The organism is Saccharothrix sp. S26 (genome assembly GCF_021390395.1).
Classification (GTDB): Bacteria; Actinomycetota; Actinomycetes; order Mycobacteriales; family Pseudonocardiaceae; genus Actinosynnema.
Map to the genome: position 1 here is coordinate 111,281 of NZ_JAJUWT010000026.1, position 18,451 is coordinate 129,731.

Sequence of the window (18,451 nt, forward strand, 5' to 3'; positions counted from 1 at the left end):
CCGCACGGGGGAGTTCCGTGGTCGCGAAGAGCTCGACCGAAGAACCCGCGTTAACCATCCTCGACCCGCCGCGCCCGGTGTTCCGGCGCAAGCGCTTCGTGCTGCCGTTCGGCGTGTCGGCGGGGATCGCGCTGGCGGGCGTGGTCGCGCTGCTGGCGTCCGGCACGGTCGCGCTGCCGTTCCGCGGCGTCACGATCGTGCGGGCCATGATGGCCTCGAAGGTCGAGTTCTTCTCCGATGTCGAGGTCCGCCGCATCCTGATGGCCAACGGCATCCAGGTGCACCTCACCGACTCCGGCGGCTCGACCGAGATCGCCAAGGAACGGGCCGACCCGACGTCGTTCGACTTCGTCATGCCGTCCGGCCAGCTCACGGCCCGGCAGATCCACGACCGGGTGGGCGGCACCCCGTTCTACCCGTTCACCACGCCGCTGGTGATCGCCGCGTTCAGCGACTACGCGCGGGCGCTGGCGCACGCCGGGGTGGCCGAGCCCCAGCCGGACGGCGACGGGCTCTACTACACGCTGGACATGACGGCGTTCGTCGGGTTGACGCTGGAAGGCAAGACCTGGAAGGGCATCGAGGGCGGCGGCCTGACCAACGAGAACCAGGTCATCGCCCAGTCGCCGGATCCCTGCCGGGCCTACTCGGGCGCGGCGTACCTGGCGGTGGTGGCGTTCGCCGCCAACGGCCGGCGGGCGCCGACGGAGGCCGAGGCCGCGGCGGTCGCGACGAGGATCAAGCCGCTGTTCGAGGTGGAGGGCCAGTTCGGCGCGGGCATCGGCCGCACGTTCTTCGGCCCGGACGGCCGCACGTTCGCCCCGCTCGGCGTCATGTACGAGCACCAGTACCTGGCCTACCAGATCCGCACCAAGGAGCGGACCGGCGAGGTCGACCGCGACCGGGTGCTGCTCTACCCCGACGCCCACCACCACGCCGAGCCGTGGCTGATCGCGTTCAGCGAGGCGGGGGAGAAGGTGGGGCGGCTGTTGCAGGAGAACCAGGACCTCCAGCGGCGCGCGTTGGAGCTGGGGTTCCGCCTGGGGCGGGCGGGCAGCGCGTCGGTGGGCACCGTGCTCGCCGAGCGCGGCATCCCGGTGGGCAACCCCGGCCAGGGCGACACCGAGGCGCACGTGGCCAAGCCCGCCGCGCTGACCACGATGATCGGGGAGCTCGGCGACTGCCCGAGCGGGGTGCCGCTGTGAGGGCGCCGGCCGTCGTCCTGGTGACCTTCGCCGTGCTGGCCGGCTGCACCACGGCCAAGCCCGACCCGGTCACGTTGACCGTGCTGGCCAGCTCGGAGCTGGCGGACCTGGGGCCGGTGCTGGCGGACCTGCGCCGGGACACCGGGGTCGAGCTGAAGCTGGACCCGCGCGGCACGGTGCGGGCGAGCGAGGAGCTGGCCGCGGGCGTGGACCACGACCTGGCCTGGCCGGCCACGAACCGGTACCTGCGGCTGACCGGCGCGGACGTGCCGCTGTCCACCAGCATCATGGTGTCGCCGCTGGTCCTGGGCGTGAAGGTGGGCAAGGCGGACGCGCTGCGCGACGCGTCGTGGGCCGACGTGGCGAGCCGTGCGGCGGCGGGGGAGCTGCGGTTCGGGATGGCCGACCCGAGGGTGTCCGGCAGCGGCATGGCGGCGTTGATCGGGGTGGCCACGGCCGCCGCGGGCACCGGCGCGGCGCTGCGTGCCGAGGACGTGACCTGCGACAAGCTCCAGGGCTTCCTGACCGGACGGGTGTTCGGCGCGTCCGGTGCGGCGGAGGTCGGCGAGGAGTACGTGAAGCGGCAGGACGAGGTGGACGCCGTGGTCGCGTACGAGTCGACCGTGCTGTCGCTCAACGCCTCCGGGCAGCTCCGGGAGCCCTTGCGGGTCGTGTACCCCAGGGACGGGATCGTGCTGTCGGACTACCCGTTGATGCTGCTCAAACCGGACAAGCGGGCCGCGTACGACCGGGTGGTGGACTGGCTGCGCACGCCGGCGGCCCAGCGGTCGATCATGGAACGCACACACCGCCGGCCGGTCGACCCGCAGGTCGAGCGCGGGGCGGCGCTGCGCGAGCCGATCGGCACCGGGCTGTACTTCCCCGGCACGCGGGAGGTCGTGGACACCCTGCTCGCCGCGTACGACCGCGCGGGCAGGCCGGGACGGGTGGTGTTCGTGCTCGACCACTCGACGTCCATGGCGGGCGCGCGGATCGCCGGGTTGCGGGAGGCGTTCGCGACGTTGAGCCGGGCGGGCGGGTTCGACCGGTTCCGGGTGGGGGAGACGGTCGTGCTGGTGCGGTTCGCGGGGACCGTGATGGAGGAGCGCAGCGTCGTCGTGCGGGGCGGCGCGGACCTGGAGGCACTGGCCGTTGCACTGGAGACGGCGGAGCTGGCCGACGACGGCACGGCGATCTGGTCCGCGCTCGACCACGCCTACCGGGTCGTCGGCGACGGCACGGTGGTGCTGATGACCGACGGCGAGAACAACGCGGGGATGAGCGCGGACGAGTTCCTGGCCGCTTGGCCGCGGCCGTCCGCGCGCACGTACGCGATCCGGTTCGGCGAGGCCGACCCGGTGGAGCTGGACCGGGTGGCGCGGGCGACCGGCGGGCGCGTGGTGGACGCCGGTTCCGGCTCGCTGCTGGAGGCGGTGAAGGAGATCCGTGGCTGTCGATAGGACGCTGTGGTGGTCGGTCTGGTGGCCGTGGGTGGTGGTGTGGGGCGTGACCGCGCTGGCGCTCGCCGTGGCCGCCGGGGTCGCGGTGTGGGCGTGGCGGTCGCGGCACCGGTTCGCGCCGGCGCGCGAGGTGCCCGGTCTGACCATCTACCTGCACGAGAAGTCCGTGATGGACCTCTACCAGGTCGGGCGGTACGGCGACGCGATGACCAAGGAGGTCGTGGACCGGGTCGGCGTCACCAAGGACGGCAAGATCGCGTTGAAGGGCCTCGACCTGGGGGTGGAGGGCGCGCGGACGTCCGGGCGCGAGGTGGTGAAGACCTACATCGAGCAGTACGAGCCGATCGCGGTGGTCGGCGTGCTGCTGGACGCGCTGGAGTCGGCGTCCGGGGTGGTGCACGTGGACCTGCGCGACCTGACCGTGCGCCGGAACACGGCGGTGGAGAAGCACCTGGAGCAGCACTCGGGCCTCACCGACGTGGTGCGGCTGCGGCGGGTCGACTCGTACGTGTCGGTGAAAGGCGTGTTCCGGGTGGCGTCCGACGGTGACGGCACGACGGTGTTCCTCGCGCCGTTCGGCGACCCGGACGACCCCGAGTCCGGGCCGCAGGTGCGGGTCGAGTGCTACAACGGCGGGCTGCGCGACGACGTCGTGCCCGAAGGCGGGTTCCAGGCGCGCTGCCTGGGCAAGGTGCAGGCGTGGAAGGCCGACGACCGGCAGCTGGTCATCCGGCCGATCGCCATGTTCCAGTGATCGGGCGTGCGATGCTTGGCCCATGGCATCGGTACCGGAGCGGCTGATCGACGCCGCGACGCGGTTGTTCGCCGCCAAGGGCTTCGACCGGGTCGCGGTGCAGGACATCGTGGACCTGGCGGGCGTGACCAAGGGCGCGATGTACCACTACTTCGGGTCCAAGGACGACCTGCTGCACGAGATCTACGGCAGCCTGCTGCGGATGCAGACCGAGCGGCTGGACCACATCGCGTCCGGGTCCGCGCCGGTGGCCGAGCGGCTGCACGCGGCGGCGGTCGACGTGGTGGTCACCTCGGTGGACAACTTCGACCAGGCGCGCGTGTACTTCCGGTCGGCCGACCACCTGGCCGAGGACAAGCGGCGCGAGATGCGGGCGGAACGGCGTCGCTACCACGAGCGGTTCCGGTCCCTGGTCGAGGAAGGGCAGGCGGCGGGCGTGTTCCGCGATGACGTGCCCGCGGACCTGACCGTGCACTACTTCTTCGGCAGCGTCCACCACCTCGGCCAGTGGTACAGCGCGGACGGCCCGCTGTCGGCCAAGCAGGTGGGCCGCCACTTCGCGGACCTGCTGCTGGCGTCCCTGCGCCCGGTGTGAGGATTGCTCGGTGAAATCAGATCTGCACCGCTACCTGCGGGCCGCGCGCGAGGCGATGTTGTGGAAGCTCGACGGCCTGTCGCCCTACGACGCGCGCCGCCCGTTGACGCCGACCGGCACGAACCTGCTGGGCCTGGTCAAGCACCTGGCCGCGATGGAGGTCGGCTACTTCGCGGACACGTTCGGCCGACCGTTCGGCGAGCGGTACGGGTGGATGGGCGACGACGCCGAGCCCAACGCCGACATGTGGGCCACGGCCGACGAGTCGCGCGAGGACGTCGTCGGGCTGTACCGGCGGGCGTGCGCGCACGCGGACACGACGATCGAGGCCCTGGAGATCGACGCGCCGGGGGTCGTGCCGTGGTGGTCGGAGGAACGCCGGGCGGTCACGCTGCACCAGGTGCTCGTGCACATGATCGCCGAGACCAACCGGCACGCCGGTCACGCCGACATCGTGCGCGAGCTGATCGACCGCACGGCCGGCCTGCGCCCGGACAACGACAACATGCCCTCGGTGGACTGGCAGGCGTACCACGCGAAGCTGGAGCGCGTCGCCCGCGAAGCCCGGGCCTGAACGTCCTCGCCGACACCGGACCCGGACGGCGTCGGTCACGAGCGGGAGCAGGGCCTCCTCGGCGCCAGACCCTGCTCCCGCCCGTGCGATCAGGCGGCCGGCACCAGCAGGACCACGGTCTCCGCCACGCACGCGGGCTTGGGGTTGCCGTCGATCTCCACGGTCACCTTGACCACGGCCTGCTTGCCCTGGGCCACGTCGGTGACCTCGGCCAGCTCCGCCCCGGCGCGCACGCGCGAGCCGACGACGACCGGGCTCGGGAAGCGGACCTTGTTCAGGCCGTAGTTCACGCCCATCGACAGGCCCCGCACCGCGTAGATGTCCCGCACCAGCAGCGGGATCAGGGACAAGGTCAGGTAGCCGTGCGCGACCGGCGCGCCGAACGGGCCCGCGGCGGCCTTCTCCAGGTCCACGTGGATCCACTGGTGGTCGCCCGTGGCGTCGGCGAACAGGTTGATCTCGGCCTGCGTGATCTCGTGCCACTCGCCGTGGCCGAGGTGCTCGCCCTTGGCGGCGGCCAGCTCGTCGAGGTTCGCGAATACCCGCATCGTCAGTCCTTCGGTCCGCCGGCGACGTAGATGACCTGACCGGACACGAACCCGGCACCCTCGCTGACCAGGAAAGAAGCCGTGTGCGCGATGTCCTCGGGCGTGCCGACGCGCTGCACCGGGATGGCCGCCGCCGCGCCCTTCTTGAAGTCCTCGAAGTCGACGCCGACCCGGGCCGCCGTCGCGGCGGTCATCTCGGTCGCGATGAACCCCGGCGCGATCGCGTTCACCGTCACGCCGAACTTGCCCAGCTCGATCGCCAACGTCTTGGTGAACCCCTGCAGGCCCGCCTTGGCGGCCGAGTAGTTCGCCTGGCCCCGGTTGCCCAGCGCGGACGTGCTGGACAGGTTGACGATCCGGCCCCACTTCGCCGCCGTCTGGAACTTCTGCACCGCCCGGCTCATCAGGAACGACCCGCGCAGGTGGACGTTGATCACCGCGTCCCAATCGTCGTCGGTCATCTTGAACAGCAGGTTGTCCCGCAGGATGCCCGCGTTGTTGACCAGGACGGTCGGCGCGCCCAGCTCGTCGGCGACCCGCTGCACGGCCGCGTCGACCGCCGCGCTGTCGCTGACGTCGACGCCCACCGCGATCGCGGTGCCGCCGGCGGCCTTGATCTTCTCCACGGCCTCGGCGCAGCTGTCCTCGGTGAGGTCGAGCAGCGCGACGGCCATGTCGTCCCGCGCGAGCCGCGTGGCTACGGCGGCGCCGATGCCGCGTGCGGCACCGGTGACGATGGCCACCCGTGCTTCCGTCTCGGCCACGGTCAGTCCTCCTTGATCTGCGGGCCTAAGCAACCGCTTAGTAACCTACCGGCGGCGTCGCCTTGACGCCAGGGCGTGTCAGGAGAACCATACCGACTGGTCGGAATGTGGGCGAGCGCGTTCGACACGTCAGCTCAGAGGAGGCGCGGTGGAGTTCTCGGGCAAGGTCGCACTGGTCACCGGGGCCGCGAACGGCATCGGCGCGGGGGTGGCGCGCCGACTGGCCGCCGCCGGTGCGTCCGTCGTCGTCGCGGACGTGGACGACGTGCGGGGTGAAGCCGTGGCCGAAGAGGTGGGCGGTGTGTTCGCGCACTGCGACGTGCGCGACCCCCGGCACAGCGAAGCGGCGGTCGCGACCGCGGTGCGGAGGTTCGGCGGGCTCGACATCGCCGTGCTCAACGCGGGCATCGCCACCGGGTTCGGGCTGGGTGACGACTTCGACCCCGAGCGGTACCGCACGGTCATGGGGATCAACCTCGACGGTGTCGTGTACGGCGTGCACGCGGCCCTGCCCGAGCTGCGCAGGCGCGGCGGCGGGCACATCGTCGCCACGGCCAGCATGGCAGGTCTGATGGCCATGCCCATGGACCCCCTGTACGGCGCGAACAAGGCCGCCGTGGTCGGGCTCGTGCGCGGCCTGGGGCCGGTGGCCGCCGACGACGGCATCACGGTCAACGCCGTGTGCCCGTCGTTCGCCGACACCGCCATCATCACCGACGTCAAATCCGCCCTGGAGTCGGCGGGGATGCCGGTGATGAGCGTGGACGACGTGGTGGACGCGTTCATCTCCGTGTTGCGCGACGGCAAACCCGGTGAATGCTGGTTCGTGCAGGCCGGACGCCCCAGCGCGCCGTTCACCTTCCCCAACCCGCCCGGCCCGCGCACCGCCACCGGCGAGCGCGTCCGCCTCGACCGCGACCCGATCGCGACCACACCGCCCGTCACGAAGGAGAGCTGACACCCGTGCGCGCCATCCAGATCACCGAGTTCGGCGGACCCGAGGTCCTCAACGAGGTCGAGCTGCCCGACCCCGTCCCGGGCCCCGGCGAGCTGCTCGTCGAGGTCAGCCGCGCGGGCCTGAACTACGCCGACACCCACCAGGCGGAGAACAGCTACCTGTCGAAGATGGAGCTGCCGCTCGTGCCCGGCGGCGAGGTCGTCGGCCGGGCGGGCGACCGGCGCGTGGTCGGCCTCACCAACTTCGGCGGGTACGCGGAGAAGGCCGTCGTGCCCGAGGCGACCGCGTTCGACGTGCCGGACGGGGTGGACGACCTCACGGCGTTGAGCATGGTCGTGCAGGGGGCGACGGCGTGGCTGCTGCTGCGGCGCAGCGCGCACCTGGAGCCGGGGGAGAGCGTCGTCGTGCACGCCGCCGCCGGCGGGGTCGGGTCGCTGGCCGTGCAGCTGGCGAAGAAGTGGGGCGCGGGCCGCGTCATCGCCACCGCCAGCACCGAGGAGAAGCGGAAGCTGGCGCTGGACCTGGGCGCGGACATCGCGGTGGACTCGACCGCGCCGGACATGACGGACGCGTTGCGCGAGGCCAACGGCGGCCGGCGGGTCGACGTCGTGCTGGACATGACCGGCGGCGCGGTGACGGACCAGAGCATCGCGGCGCTCGCGCCGTTCGGGCGGCTCGCGTTCTACGGCATGGCCAGCCGGGAGAAGCCCACGCCGGTCGACCCGGGCCGGCTGCTGGTCCGGTCGACGGCGATCGCGGGCATGTGGCTGCCGCACGCGTTCAAGCTGCCGGGCAAGGTCGTGCACCGGGCCATGGCCGAGCTGTTCGACCTGGTCCTGGCCGGTGAGCTGCGGGCCGTGCCGGGCGGGGAGTACGGGCTGTCGGAGGTGCGCCGGGCGCACGAGGACCTGCGGGCCCGCCGCACCACCGGCAAGCTGGTGCTGGACCCGTCCCGGTGGCTCAGTCGCTCAGCTCGGCCAGCGCGGCCTTGACCCGCGCGAGCTCGGCCTCCAGCTCCTCCATCCGCGTGCGGTGCTGGGCGCGGGCCGCCTCGATGACCTCGTCGATGCCGCCCGCGATGTCGTCGTGCAGCTCCTTGGCCGCCCGCGACACCGCCGCGGCCGAGATCGGCAGGCCCTGCACGACCCGCTTGGTGCCGTGCACCAGGTCGGCCTGCCACTCGCCGTCCGCCGTGCCGGTGACGGTCAGCGTCAGCTCGACCGTGCGGGTCTTCTTGGCCGTCGACTTCGGCCGCTTGGCGGGCTTGGCCTCGGCGTCCGCGGACTTCGCCTCGGGCTCCGCGGGCTTGGCCCCCGTCTCGTCGTTCGAGGGCTGCTCTGCCTGAGCCACGGGTGCGACCTCCTGCTGCACGGGTGCGGCGGGCGCCTCGGCGTCCACCGTCTCTACCTGCTCCACGAGCGTGTCCGCCTGCACGTTCTCGTTGTTCCTCTCTGCGCATCCGGCTCGACCCGGCGTGATCATAGAACACGTGTTCGATGGTGGGTCGATTGCCCCGCACAGCGTAGGGTGTCGGCCTTGTGAGCGGTTGGAGGGACTTCTCCGCTCGCCGGTTCTTGGACCGGTTGAGCGACGAACTCGGTGTTGCGGCGGTGTTGGCGCCCGGCGTCCTGGCGCCCGGTGTGCTCGCGGCGATCGACCAGCACGGTGCGGCGGTGCGCGACATCCTCGCGTTCGGCGTGCCCGCGGCGGCCGTGGCGGGCGCGGTGCTGCTGGCCGGGTACGCCAAGGGCGTGCTGGACGAGGCGAGGGCGCAGGGCTGGTCACCGCCCGCGATCGTGGACTGGCCGAACGCCGACTGGCTGACGCTGAGACTGGCCGCCGTGTGTCACCTCGCCCGCCGCGACGAACCGGCGCTCGAGGCCTGACCGGGACTAGCGCGGGCGCACGGCCCTGATCCACAGGTGCCACGGGAACGCGTCGCCGGTGACCTGCGGTTCCCTGAGGGCCTCGATGAGCAGCCCGGTGTCCTCCAGGGCGGCGGTGTAGGCGCTCAACGGGTGGTTCCACCCGGTGAACCTCATCCGCATCCCGTCCCGCTCGACCTCCTCCTCGAAGCGGTGGCGCCCGAAGTAGGGGCGGTCGAGGACGAACACGCCGTCGCGCCGGCTGCCGGTGTTGGTGATCGGGTGGGTGATCGACAGGCAGAGCCCGCCGCCCGGTTCGAGCACCCGACCGATCTCGCGGACCGTGCCCGGCAGGTCGTCCACGTCCATCAGCACGTTGTAGGCGACGACGAGGTCGAAGCCGCCGTCCGGGAACGGCAGGTCCGCCGAGTCGGCCACCAGGTACCGCCCCTCGGGGTCGGCCCCCCGTGCCGCCTCCACGAGGGTCGGCGAGGCGTCCACACCGGTCACCTGGTGTCCCCGCGCGGCCAGGTCACGCGCCACCCGCCCCTCACCGCAGCCGAGGTCGAGCGTCGCCCGCCCGGCGGCGGGCACCAGCTCGAAGAACCGGTCGCGGTACCGCCAGTACGAGTCGAACCCGGGCCTGCGCACCCAGACGACCCAGTTGCGCGCCTGCTCTTCCCACTCCCGCGCGGTCGACGTGCGCTCACCCACCACCGCAGCCTAATCCGGCCCGTTCCCGGAGCAACCGTGTTGACGACCGCGCTCGCTGACGGCGGTCACGAAACAGGGGTCCCCTTGGCGGGGACCCCTGCGGGGCGTGGTGGTCAGCGTTGTTCGCCCGGCGGGTACTGGCCGGGGTGCGGCTGGACCGGGCGGGTGGGCTGGGCCGGCGGCATCGGCTGGCCCACCGGCGGGGTCGGCATGCTGGCCGCGTGGGCCGGGGTCTCGGTGACGCGGGTCGTCTGCTCGGCCGGCGAGACGCCCTGGGTCGTCCGCCGCACGTCCTCACGGCCGCGCTGGTACGCCTCGGCCTGGGCCTTGGCCTGCGGGGCCTCGTTCTCGGCCCTGGTCAGCCAGCCCTCCCAGCGCTGCTGCATGGGCTTGATCAAACCACCGCCCACGCCGACGACCAGGATGCCGCCGATCGTGGCCAGGATGGTGATCAGGATCGGGGTGGTGACGGTGGTGGCGACGCCGATCTGGTTCAGCGCCGCGATCACACCGAGCGCGATGATGAACCACGCGGCGATCTTGCCCAGCGTCGGCCCGTAGGACAGGCTGCCGAGCGCACGGGTGGCGATGTCCTGCACGGCACGGGCGATGGCGGCGGCCACGACGACGATGATGATCGCGACGATCGCCCGCGGCAGCCAGGCCACGATCTCGGTCAGCAGGGTGCTCACCGGGTTCGGCCCGAACACGCCGAACGCGATCTGGAGCGCGATCAGCAGCACGGCGTAGTACACGATCTGGGCGACCAGGCCCGAGGCGTCGAACTTCGACCGCGCCAGCGCGTCACCGATCCCGCCGCGCTGGACCGCGCGGTCGAAGTGGACGCGTTCCAGCACCTTGTTCACCGCCGCGCGCAGCAACCGGGCGACGATCCACCCGATGAGCAGCACGACGAGGAACCCCACGAGCTTGGGCACGAAGGTCACCACTGAGCGCAAGGCGTCACCGGCGGCGTCGCCGATGCCTTGAGCCTGCGCCGTCTGCACGGCGAGCAGGGCTTTCATCGTCTTCGACCTCCTCGGACGACCGGTTCGTCTCACCCAGCCGGTTACCCGAGGTCGCCGCCCCAAACCTGTGCCGCCCGACCGGGTGACAAAGCCTCACCCTTCGGGCGGCAGCCGGACCTCGCGGTCCACTTCGACGTGCGCGACACCGGGCACGGCCCCGAGCAGGTCACCCACACCCGGCGCGACCGACCCGGTGACCAGGCCCAACCCGTCCAGCACGCGCTCCACCACCATCCCGGCGTCCCGCAGCGCCGCCACGACGGTGGGCAGGTGCGCCAGGCTGTCGTCGGCGACCGAGACCACGACCTTGTCCACGGACGCCTCCACCACGGCCTAGGGTGCCTGCACCAGTCCCGCGCCGACGTCGGTCGAGGGCAGGCCCAGCCGACGAGCGGTCTGCGCCAGCCTCGCCCACAGCTCCCACCCGCGCGCGCCGTGCTTCTCCGCGATGAGCGCCGCGACGCCCGCGACGTGCGGGGTGGCCATGCTCGTGCCCTGGATGCGCTTGTGCATCCCGAGCCCGCCGTCCTCGACGTTCCAGCTCGAGTAGACGTCCACGCCGGGGCCGACCACGTCGACCTGGCCGACGGTGTCGACCGTGCCGCAGGAGAAGAACGCGACGGCCCGCTTCACGTCCACCGCGCCCACGGAGAGGATCGACGGGCAGTTGGCCGGGTGCCCGACCGGCGCGACCTTGCCCGGCCGGTTGCTCTCGTTGCCCGCCGCCGCGACGATCAACGTGCCCTTGGCCATCGCGCGCGTGGCGGCCTGCTCGAAGATCTGCGAGTGCGGCGTGCCCGGTCGCACGCTCGCGCCCAACGACATCGACACGACCGCGCACCCGTTGGCGATGGCCCACTCGATGCCGGCCAGGATGCCGCTGTCGCTGCCGCTGCCCCGGTTCGACAGCACCTTGCCCGCGTAGATCTCGGCTTCGTGCGCGACGCCGTAACCCGGACGGCCGCCGGCCGCCTGGCGCGGACCCGCGGCGGAACCGATGCAGTGCGTGCCGTGGCCGTGCGCGTCGTCCACCGACTCACCCTCGATGAACGACTGCGTCATCATGGCGCGGCCCGCGAAGTCGGGGTGCGCGACGGTGAACCCGGTGTCGAGCACGGCGAGCCGGACGCCCTTGCCGGTGGCGGAGCAGAGGTTCGCGCCCACGGCCTGCAAGCCCCACGTGAACACGGACTCGTCCACCGCCGCGGCCTCGTCGGCGTCCGGCGGCGCGGTGTAGGCGTGCACGACGCGTTCGGCCTCGACCACGGCGATCGGGCCCGGCGCCTCGACGGCCCGGGTCAGCCGCGTGACCTGGTCGGGCGTGGCGTTGACCACGGCGACGCCGAGCTCTTGGAAGATGACGCCATCGGCCGCGGCGAGCTCCGCGCGGGTGGCGGAGTCCGCGGTGCTGGCGGCGCTGATCCCGGCGACCCGGTTCATCTCCCGCGCGCCGGCCGCGACCGACTTGTCGTCGAGGAGCACGAGATAGCGACCGGTGGTCTCGGCGCCCGTTGGCTGTGACATGACGACCCCCTTCGGGGTTGGACGGCAGTCAGGTGTAACCCCGGACCACGTTCGCGCTCAATCGGCCGGAAGAGTTGGCCGTGAGCGCGAACGTGCCTGTATGCCGTAGTGGAGCCGTCGTGCGGGGAAGAGATACAGGTCACGCGGTCGCCGGTGCGTTACCACCTTTTCGGGTGAACTTCTTGGCCAGCGGTTCGACCACGCGTGCCGCGACCGGGCCCAGCACCGCCATCAGCAGCACGTAGGCCGTCGCCAGCGCCGCCAGCCGCGCGTCCACCGCGCCGGACGCCACCGTCAGCGACGCGATCACGATCGAGAACTCGCCGCGTGCCACCAGCGCCGCGCCCGCCCGGGCCCGGCCCATCCGCCCGATGCCCTGCCGCCGCGCGGCCCACCACCCGGTGGCCACCTTCGTCGCCGTCGTCACCACGGCCAGCGCCACCGCGAGCCCCAGCACCGGCGGGATCGACGCCGGGTCGGTGTTCAGCCCGAACACCACGAAGAACATCGCCGCGAACAGGTCGCGCAGCGGCTCCAGCATCCGGGTCGCGTTCTCGGCGGTCGACCCCGAGATCGCGATGCCCAGCAGGAACGCGCCCACCGCCGCCGACACCTGCAGCTCCGAGGCCACACCGGCGACCAGCAGCGCCGCCCCCAGCACCTTCAGCAGGAACACCTCGGGGTCGGGGCTGTCCACGATCGCCGAGACGTACCGGCCGAACTTCAACGCGATGACCAACACCACCGTGATGGCGGCCAGCGAGATGCCCACCGCCGTCAGCCCGCCGGCGAAGCTCACGCCCGCCAGCACGGCGGTCAGGATCGGCAGGTACACCGCCATCGCCAGGTCCTCGAACACCAGGACCGACAGCACGACCGGCGTCTCCCGGTTGCCCAGCCGACCCAGGTCGCCGAGCACCTTGGCGATGATCCCGGACGACGAGATGTAGGTGACGCCACCCATCGCCAGCGCGCCCAGCGGGCCCCAGCCCAGGATGAGGGCCGCGATCACGCCCGGCGTGGCGTTGAGCACGATGTCCACCAGCCCGGCCGTCCACGACCGCTTGAGCCCCGTCACGAGCTCGGCCGCCGAGTACTCCAGGCCCAGCAGGAGCAGCAGGAGGATGACGCCGATCTCGCTGGACAGGTGGGTGAAGTCCTCGATGCCGTGCAACGGCACCAGGCCGCCCTGCCCGAAGGCCAGGCCGCCGATCAGGTAGAGCGGGATCGGGGAGATGCCGATCCGCCACGCCATCTTGCCGAGCAGGCCCAGCCCGAAGAAGACCGCGCCGAGTTGGATCAGTGCGAGTGCGGTGCTGTGCAAGGTGCTCAGCCACCACCCAGCAACTCGGCCGCGGCGCCCAGGCCGTCCACCGTGCCGACCACGACGACCAGGTCGCCGCCCTCGAAGACGAAGTCCGGGCGCGGCGACGGGTGCACCGAGCCGCGGCGCACCACGGCCACGATGGACGCGCCGGTGCGGGTGCGCAGCTCGGTCTCGGCCAGCGGGCTGCCGTCGAACCGGGAGCCGGGCACGACCGGGAACTGCTTGGTCGAGATGCCCGCGACCTCGCGGTGCTGCTCCTGCAGGTGCGCGACCAGCTGCGGCGAGCCGAGCAGGCCGGCCAGGGTGCTGGCCTCCGCGGGTGTGAGGGCTATCGACGCCGTGCAATCGTCGGGATCGTCCAGTGAGGACACGATCAGCTCGAACTTCCCGTCCCGGTGGGTGATCACCCCGATCCGGCGGCCGGCGCGGATCATGAAGTCCTGACGGGTGCCGATCCCCGGAAGCGGCGTCACCTCGACGTTCACAGCATGTGATCCTAGACGAGTGGGTACACGCGTTCGGGCGATAAGTCGGGGATGGGTGGTTCGGGACCGGGTGCCCGGCCCGGACGTGGACGAGTTCGCCGAACCGGAGCGCGTTGTCGCCGCCCTGGCCCGCGCGCGCCCCGGCACGCTGCTCGCGGTGCAGCACCCGCACCGCACGCCCGCCGCGCTGGCCGCCGGGTTGTCGCTGCTCGACGCCCTGCCGCACGCCGTCGCCGAACTCGCCCACCTGCGGAGCACCGCCTACCGCGAGGTGCGGGACGTGGTCGCGCCCTACCGCGTGGACGGCCCGGACGGCACCGCGCACGGGCTGCTGTGCTTGGTGGACCCGGCGGCGGTCGGGCACACCGAGGACGTCTACCCCGACGTGGTCGCCGAACGCGCCCGCGTGCTGTCCGGCCTGGGCTGCCTGACCAGCGCCGCGATGCTCGTGCCGGTGGCGCGCGAGGTCCGGCTGACCCGGCTGGTGGCCGAGGTGGACGACGAGCCCGCCGTGTCCGTGGTCGACCCCGGCGGGCGTCGTCACTGGCTGTGGCTGGTCGGTCCGGGCGAACGCCAGGACGCCCTGCTGGCCGCGGCGGGCGAGCACCCGTTGATGGTCGCCGACGGCAACCACCGGGTCGCCGCCTCGGCGGGCCTGTCCGGGCTGTTGGCGCTGGTCACGGCCGGCCCCGACCTGCGGATCGGGCCGATCCACCGCGCCGTGGCGGGCACCGGGCTGTCGCTTTCGGACATGGCGGCGGCCTGGCGCGCGCTCGGGCTGGCGGTCACGCCCGTGGACGCCGCCACCCGCCCGTCGCCGGGCGCGGTGGTCGCGGCGGCCGGGTCGGCGGCGGTGCGGGTCGAGCTGCCGTCGGCGGGCGTGGACCACGCGTTCGTCGAGTCGGTGCTGCTGGACAAGGCGCTCGGGCTCGACCCGGAGAGCCCGCACGTGCGCCCGGTGACCGGTGACGTGCCCGAGGGCCTGGCCGCGGACGCGGTGCTGCTGATCGCGCCCGTGCCGCTGGCGGACGTGCTGGCCGTGCACGAGGCGGGCGGCCGGATGCCGCGCAAGAGCACCTACTTCACGCCCAAGCCGCGCAGCGGGCTGCTGCTCGCCGAATCGGGGTGACGCGGGTGGCACGCTGGTGGGCGTGTACGTGCCCTCCCACTTCGCGCCCGACGACCACGCCGTCCAGGAGCTGCTCCGGCAGCACGGCGCGGCCGACCTGATCACCGCGACCCCCCAAGGGCTGGTCGCCACGTTCCTGCCGTTCGTCCACGACGAGGCGGCGGGCGTGCTGCGCGGGCACGTGGCCCGCAACAACGAGCAGTGGCGGCTGCCCGTGACGGGCGAGGCGCTCGTCATCGTGCGCGGCCCGGACGCCTACGTCTCGCCGTCCTGGTACGCGAGCAAGGCCGAGCACGGGCGGGTCGTGCCGACCTGGAACTACGTCACCGCGCACGTGTACGGCCCGGTGGTGTTCCACGACGACCCCGACTGGGTCGAGCGGGTGGTGCGTGACCTGACCGCGAAGCACGAAGCCGGGCGCGAGCCCGCCTGGGACGTCGACGACGCGCCGGAGACGTTCATCGCCGGGCAGCTCCGCGCGGTGGTCGGCGTCGAGGTGACCGTCGCCCGGGTCGAGGCCAAGTGGAAGCTCAGCCAGAACCGCGCCGCGGCCGACGTCGACGGCGTGGTCGCGGGGTTGCGGGCCGACGGCGACGACGCCACCGCGGACGCCGTGGCGCGGGCACGGCGGCCACCGGCCACCTGATGCGGGTGTGACCGGCCGCACCAGGCACAATTGGAGGTTGACGACCGTCGTCGCGTTGAGGAGGAAAACCCCGTGGGACACGGTGAGCTGCGTGGCGTGGTGGCCCTGGACGGCCCCTCCGGCACCGGCAAGTCCTCCGTGGCGCGCCGGCTCGCCGCCGCACTCGGCGCGCGCTACCTCGACACCGGGGCGATGTACCGGGCGGTCACGCTGGCCGTGCTGCGCGCCGGCGTCGACCTCGCCGACGCGGGCAAGGTCGCCGAGGTCGCGGCCGCCGCGCTGGTCGTGCAGGGCACCGACCCGGACCGCTCGACCACGTTCCTCGACGGCGACGACGTCGGCGCGGAGATCCGCGGCCCCGAGGTGACGCTGGCCGTCTCCCCGGTCTCGGCCGTGCCCGCGGTGCGCGAGCAGTTGGTCGCCGAGCAGCGCCGGATCATCGCGGAGGCGTTGGAGGGCGCGGGCGGCATCGTGGTCGAGGGCCGCGACATCGGCACCGCCGTCGTGCCCGACGCGCCGCTCAAGGTCTACCTGACCGCCGACGCCGAGGCCCGCGCCCAGCGCCGCGCCAAGCAGGACAGCGCGTCCGGCCGCGCGTCCACCTTGGACGCCACGCTCGCCGACGTGCGGCGGCGTGACGCCTACGACTCGTCCCGCGCGGTGTCGCCGCTGCGCGCCGCCGACGACGCGGTCGTGCTCGACACGACGTCGCTGGACCTGCCCGGCACGCTGGCCGCGTTGCTGGACCTGGTGGACGCCCACGGGCTGCTGGCCCAGCCGAGCGGACGGGTGCGCGGGTGACCGACCAGCTCCCCGAGGGGTCGGTCCCCTGGCTGCACGAGGTCGGCCGGTGGATCGCGCGCGGGCCCTTCCGGGCGTCGTTCCGGGTCCGGGCGCGCGGTGTCTCGCGCATCCCGCTCGACGGGCCCGTGGTCGTCGTGGCCAACCACAGCTCGATGGCGGACGGGCCGATCCTGTTCGGCGTCCTGCCCCGGCGCGTGGTGTTCTTGATCAAACAGGAGATGTTCAAGGGCGTGGTGGGCACGCTGCTGCGCAAGATCGGCCAGTTGGCCGTGCGGCGCGGCGCGCCCGACCGGGCACCGCTGCTCGCCGCCCAGAAGGTGCTGCGGGCGGGCGGCGTGGTCGGCGTGTTCCCCGAGGGCACCCGCGGCGCGGGCGACGTGGCCGAGGCGCAGGCGGGCGCGGCGTGGCTCGCCCGCTCGACCGGCGCGGTCGTCGTGCCCGTCGCGTGCCGCGGCACCCTGCGCCCGGCCGGGACCCGACGGCGGTTCCGGCCCGTGGTGGACGTGCTCGTGGGTGAGCCGTTCGAGCTGCCGGACGACCGCGGTCGCCAGGCGCTCGTGAAGGCCACCGAGCAGGTCCGCGACCGCTTGGCCACGCTGGTGGCCGAGCTCGACAGCCAGCGAGGAGAAGCGAAGTGACGGACTTGGACGGCACCTGGGCGGACGAGTCCGACTGGACCGCGTTCGACGAGACGGTGGAGGGCGAGGAGGGCGGCACGCCGCCGATGCCCGTGCTCGCCGTGGTCGGCCGGCCGAACGTGGGCAAGTCGACGCTGGTCAACCGCATCATCGGCCGCCGTGAAGCGGTCGTGCAGGACGTGCCGGGCGTGACCCGCGACCGGGTCGCCTACGACGCGCTGTGGAACGGCCGCAAGTTCACCGTGGTCGACACCGGCGGCTGGGAGCCCGACGCCACCGGCATGATGGCCTCGGTCGCCGCGCAGGCCGAGCTGGCCATGGCCACCGCCGACGCGATCCTGTTCGTGGTCGACGCCACCGTCGGCGCCACCACCACCGACGAGGCCGCGGTGAAGCTGCTGCGCCGGTCCAAGCGGCCCGTGCTGCTGGTCGCCAACAAGGTCGACGACGAGCGGCTGGTGGCCGAGGTCGCGTCCCTGTGGTCGCTGGGCCTTGGTGAGCCCATCCCGGTGTCCGGCCTGCACGGGCGCGGCTCGGGCGACATGCTCGACGCGATCCTCAAGGCCCTGCCCGAGACGCCCCGCGAGACCTACGAGGCCGTGCGCGGCGGCCCACGCCGGGTGGCCCTCGTCGGCCGGCCGAACGTCGGCAAGTCGTCCCTGCTCAACCGCCTGACCGGGGAGAACCGGTCGGTCGTGCACGACGTCGCGGGCACCACCGTCGACCCGGTCGACTCGCTGGTCGAGCTGGACGACGAGCTGTGGCGGTTCGTCGACACCGCCGGCCTGCGCAAGCGGGTGAACTTCGCCTCCGGCGCGGAGTACTACGCGTCGCTGCGCACCAAGGCCGCGATCGAGTCCGCCGAGGTCGCGATCGTGCTGCTGGACGCGTCCGAGCCGATCAGCGAGCAGGACCTGCGGGTGTTGAGCATGGTCGTGGACTCCGGGCGTGCGTGCGTGCTGGCGTTCAACAAGTGGGACCTCGTCGACGAGGACCGGCGCAACGCGATGGTGCGCGAGCTGGAGCGCGGCCTGGTCCGGGTGCCGTGGGCGGAGAAGGTGAACATCTCGGCGTTGACGGGACGCGCGGTGCGCAAGCTCGCCCCCGCCCTGCGCACGGCGCTGACGTCGTGGGACACCCGCGTGCCCACCGGTCAGCTCAACTCGTGGCTGACCGACCTGATCGCCGCCACCCCGCCGCCGGTGCGCAGCGGCAAGCAGCCGAAGGTGCTGTTCGCGACCCAGGCCAGCACCCGCCCGCCGACGTTCGTGCTGTTCACGACCGGCTTCCTGGAGGCCGGGTACCGGCGGTTCATCGAGCGCAAGCTGCGCGAGGAGTTCGGCTTCCAGGGCAGCCCGGTGCGCATCTCGGTGCGGGTGCGGGAGAAGCGCCCGAAGAAGTGACGCCGGGCCGTCTCGTCGGGGTGGGTTGCT

The 18,451-nt window shown here is 72.9% G+C and carries 22 protein-coding genes; 13 read left to right on the plus strand and 9 right to left on the minus strand.

Going from position 1 to position 18,451, the window contains the following annotated elements; all coding sequences use genetic code 11:
• Positions 1-17: 17 nt before the first annotated feature.
• Genes LZG04_RS34720 through LZG04_RS34740 form a run of 5 tightly spaced genes read left to right on the plus strand, consistent with a single transcriptional unit; the run spans position 18 to position 4,588 of the window.
• Positions 18-1,205: a hypothetical protein gene (locus tag LZG04_RS34720; protein WP_233825205.1), complete on the plus strand. Its 1,188-nt coding sequence runs from the start codon at positions 18-20 to the stop codon at positions 1,203-1,205.
• Positions 1,202-2,665, plus strand: coding sequence for a substrate-binding domain-containing protein (locus LZG04_RS34725; RefSeq protein WP_233825207.1), 1,464 nt, complete (start codon positions 1,202-1,204; stop codon positions 2,663-2,665). Before LZG04_RS34720 ends, LZG04_RS34725 begins: the two co-directional genes overlap by 4 nt.
• A complete protein-coding gene (locus LZG04_RS34730; protein WP_233825209.1) occupies positions 2,652-3,419 on the plus strand; it encodes a hypothetical protein in 768 nt (255 codons plus the stop codon). The genes LZG04_RS34725 and LZG04_RS34730 overlap by 14 nt, the downstream gene beginning before the upstream one ends.
• A 22-nt stretch (positions 3,420-3,441) precedes the next feature.
• Positions 3,442-4,014 carry a TetR/AcrR family transcriptional regulator gene (locus tag LZG04_RS34735; RefSeq protein WP_233825211.1) on the plus strand — a complete coding sequence of 191 codons (573 nt, stop codon included), beginning with the start codon at positions 3,442-3,444 and terminating at the stop codon, positions 4,012-4,014.
• Between the two features lie 10 nt (positions 4,015-4,024).
• Positions 4,025-4,588 (plus strand): DinB family protein, encoded by a 564-nt coding sequence (locus LZG04_RS34740; RefSeq protein ID WP_308199629.1) that lies wholly within the window; start codon positions 4,025-4,027, stop codon positions 4,586-4,588.
• Between the two features lie 89 nt (positions 4,589-4,677).
• Here LZG04_RS34740 and LZG04_RS34745 read toward each other — a convergent pair whose 3' ends face one another.
• Both LZG04_RS34745 and fabG read right to left on the minus strand, forming a co-directional pair.
• A complete protein-coding gene (locus LZG04_RS34745) occupies positions 4,678-5,136 on the minus strand; it encodes a MaoC family dehydratase (protein WP_233825213.1) in 459 nt (152 codons plus the stop codon).
• A 2-nt stretch (positions 5,137-5,138) separates the two neighbouring features.
• The gene (gene fabG / locus LZG04_RS34750) at positions 5,139-5,900 is read right to left on the minus strand and encodes a 3-oxoacyl-ACP reductase FabG (protein ID WP_233825215.1); all 762 of its coding nucleotides are present in this window, start codon (positions 5,898-5,900) and stop codon (positions 5,139-5,141) included.
• A gap of 148 nt (positions 5,901-6,048) precedes the next feature.
• Here fabG and LZG04_RS34755 point away from each other — a divergent pair, with 148 nt between their 5' ends.
• Entirely contained in the window at positions 6,049-6,858 is an 810-nt protein-coding gene (locus tag LZG04_RS34755) for an SDR family oxidoreductase (RefSeq protein WP_233825217.1), read from the plus strand.
• Between the two features lie 5 nt (positions 6,859-6,863).
• Positions 6,864-7,850 (plus strand): NADPH:quinone oxidoreductase family protein, encoded by a 987-nt coding sequence (locus LZG04_RS34760; protein ID WP_233825219.1) that lies wholly within the window; start codon positions 6,864-6,866, stop codon positions 7,848-7,850.
• Here LZG04_RS34760 and LZG04_RS34765 read toward each other — a convergent pair.
• Entirely contained in the window at positions 7,819-8,274 is a 456-nt protein-coding gene (locus LZG04_RS34765; RefSeq protein WP_233825221.1) for a DUF6319 family protein, read from the minus strand. The genes LZG04_RS34760 and LZG04_RS34765 overlap by 32 nt on opposite strands.
• 122 nt (positions 8,275-8,396) lie before the next feature.
• Here LZG04_RS34765 and LZG04_RS34770 point away from each other — a divergent pair, with 122 nt between their 5' ends.
• Positions 8,397-8,744 carry a DUF6401 family natural product biosynthesis protein gene (locus LZG04_RS34770; protein WP_233825223.1) on the plus strand — a complete coding sequence of 116 codons (348 nt, stop codon included), beginning with the start codon at positions 8,397-8,399 and terminating at the stop codon, positions 8,742-8,744.
• A 6-nt stretch (positions 8,745-8,750) separates the two neighbouring features.
• On the opposite strand, the gene LZG04_RS34775 is transcribed toward LZG04_RS34770, so the two are convergent.
• The 6 genes from LZG04_RS34775 to LZG04_RS34800 form a co-directional block, all read right to left on the minus strand.
• Complete coding sequence (locus LZG04_RS34775) at positions 8,751-9,437, minus strand: bifunctional 2-polyprenyl-6-hydroxyphenol methylase/3-demethylubiquinol 3-O-methyltransferase UbiG (protein ID WP_233825225.1); 687 nt, start codon at positions 9,435-9,437, stop codon at positions 8,751-8,753.
• Positions 9,438-9,550: 113 nt separating this feature from the next.
• Entirely contained in the window at positions 9,551-10,462 is a 912-nt protein-coding gene (locus tag LZG04_RS34780) for a hypothetical protein (RefSeq protein WP_233825227.1), read from the minus strand.
• A gap of 96 nt (positions 10,463-10,558) precedes the next feature.
• Positions 10,559-10,780 (minus strand): hypothetical protein, encoded by a 222-nt coding sequence (locus LZG04_RS34785; protein ID WP_233825229.1) that lies wholly within the window; start codon positions 10,778-10,780, stop codon positions 10,559-10,561.
• Positions 10,781-10,798: 18 nt separating this feature from the next.
• Positions 10,799-11,989 carry a S8 family serine peptidase gene (locus LZG04_RS34790; protein WP_233825231.1) on the minus strand — a complete coding sequence of 397 codons (1,191 nt, stop codon included), beginning with the start codon at positions 11,987-11,989 and terminating at the stop codon, positions 10,799-10,801.
• 139 nt (positions 11,990-12,128) lie between these two features.
• Positions 12,129-13,313, minus strand: a complete 1,185-nt coding sequence (locus LZG04_RS34795) for a cation:proton antiporter (protein ID WP_233825233.1) — start codon at positions 13,311-13,313, stop codon at positions 12,129-12,131.
• A gap of 5 nt (positions 13,314-13,318) precedes the next feature.
• Positions 13,319-13,801, minus strand: a complete 483-nt coding sequence (locus LZG04_RS34800; protein WP_233825235.1) for a cation:proton antiporter regulatory subunit — start codon at positions 13,799-13,801, stop codon at positions 13,319-13,321.
• Positions 13,802-13,820: 19 nt separating this feature from the next.
• On the opposite strand from LZG04_RS34800, the gene LZG04_RS34805 reads away from it, so the two are divergent.
• The 5 genes from LZG04_RS34805 (at position 13,821) to der (ending at position 18,421) form a co-directional block, all read left to right on the plus strand.
• Complete coding sequence (locus LZG04_RS34805; RefSeq protein WP_233825237.1) at positions 13,821-14,930, plus strand: DUF1015 family protein; 1,110 nt, start codon at positions 13,821-13,823, stop codon at positions 14,928-14,930.
• 22 nt (positions 14,931-14,952) lie between these two features.
• Entirely contained in the window at positions 14,953-15,576 is a 624-nt protein-coding gene (locus tag LZG04_RS34810) for an FMN-binding negative transcriptional regulator (RefSeq protein ID WP_233825239.1), read from the plus strand.
• A 72-nt stretch (positions 15,577-15,648) separates the two neighbouring features.
• Positions 15,649-16,377 carry a (d)CMP kinase gene (gene cmk, locus LZG04_RS34815; RefSeq protein WP_233825241.1) on the plus strand — a complete coding sequence of 243 codons (729 nt, stop codon included), beginning with the start codon at positions 15,649-15,651 and terminating at the stop codon, positions 16,375-16,377.
• Positions 16,374-17,018 (plus strand): 1-acyl-sn-glycerol-3-phosphate acyltransferase, encoded by a 645-nt coding sequence (locus LZG04_RS34820; RefSeq protein ID WP_233825243.1) that lies wholly within the window; start codon positions 16,374-16,376, stop codon positions 17,016-17,018. Before cmk ends, LZG04_RS34820 begins: the two co-directional genes overlap by 4 nt.
• The gene (gene der, locus LZG04_RS34825) at positions 17,015-18,421 is read left to right on the plus strand and encodes a ribosome biogenesis GTPase Der (protein ID WP_233825245.1); all 1,407 of its coding nucleotides are present in this window, start codon (positions 17,015-17,017) and stop codon (positions 18,419-18,421) included. Before LZG04_RS34820 ends, der begins: the two co-directional genes overlap by 4 nt.
• The last annotated feature ends 30 nt before the right edge of the window (positions 18,422-18,451 follow it).

Excerpts from the sequence above, each read along its gene's own strand:
- LZG04_RS34735 (WP_233825211.1), top strand. The coding sequence starts at position 3,442 with ATGGCATCGGTACCGGAGCGGCTGATCGACGCCGCGACGCGGTTGTTC.
- LZG04_RS34780 (WP_233825227.1), bottom strand. The coding sequence starts at position 10,462 with ATGAAAGCCCTGCTCGCCGTGCAGACGGCGCAGGCTCAAGGCATCGGC.
- LZG04_RS34790 (WP_233825231.1), bottom strand. The coding sequence starts at position 11,989 with ATGTCACAGCCAACGGGCGCCGAGACCACCGGTCGCTATCTCGTGCTC.
- LZG04_RS34745 (WP_233825213.1), bottom strand. The coding sequence starts at position 5,136 with ATGCGGGTATTCGCGAACCTCGACGAGCTGGCCGCCGCCAAGGGCGAG.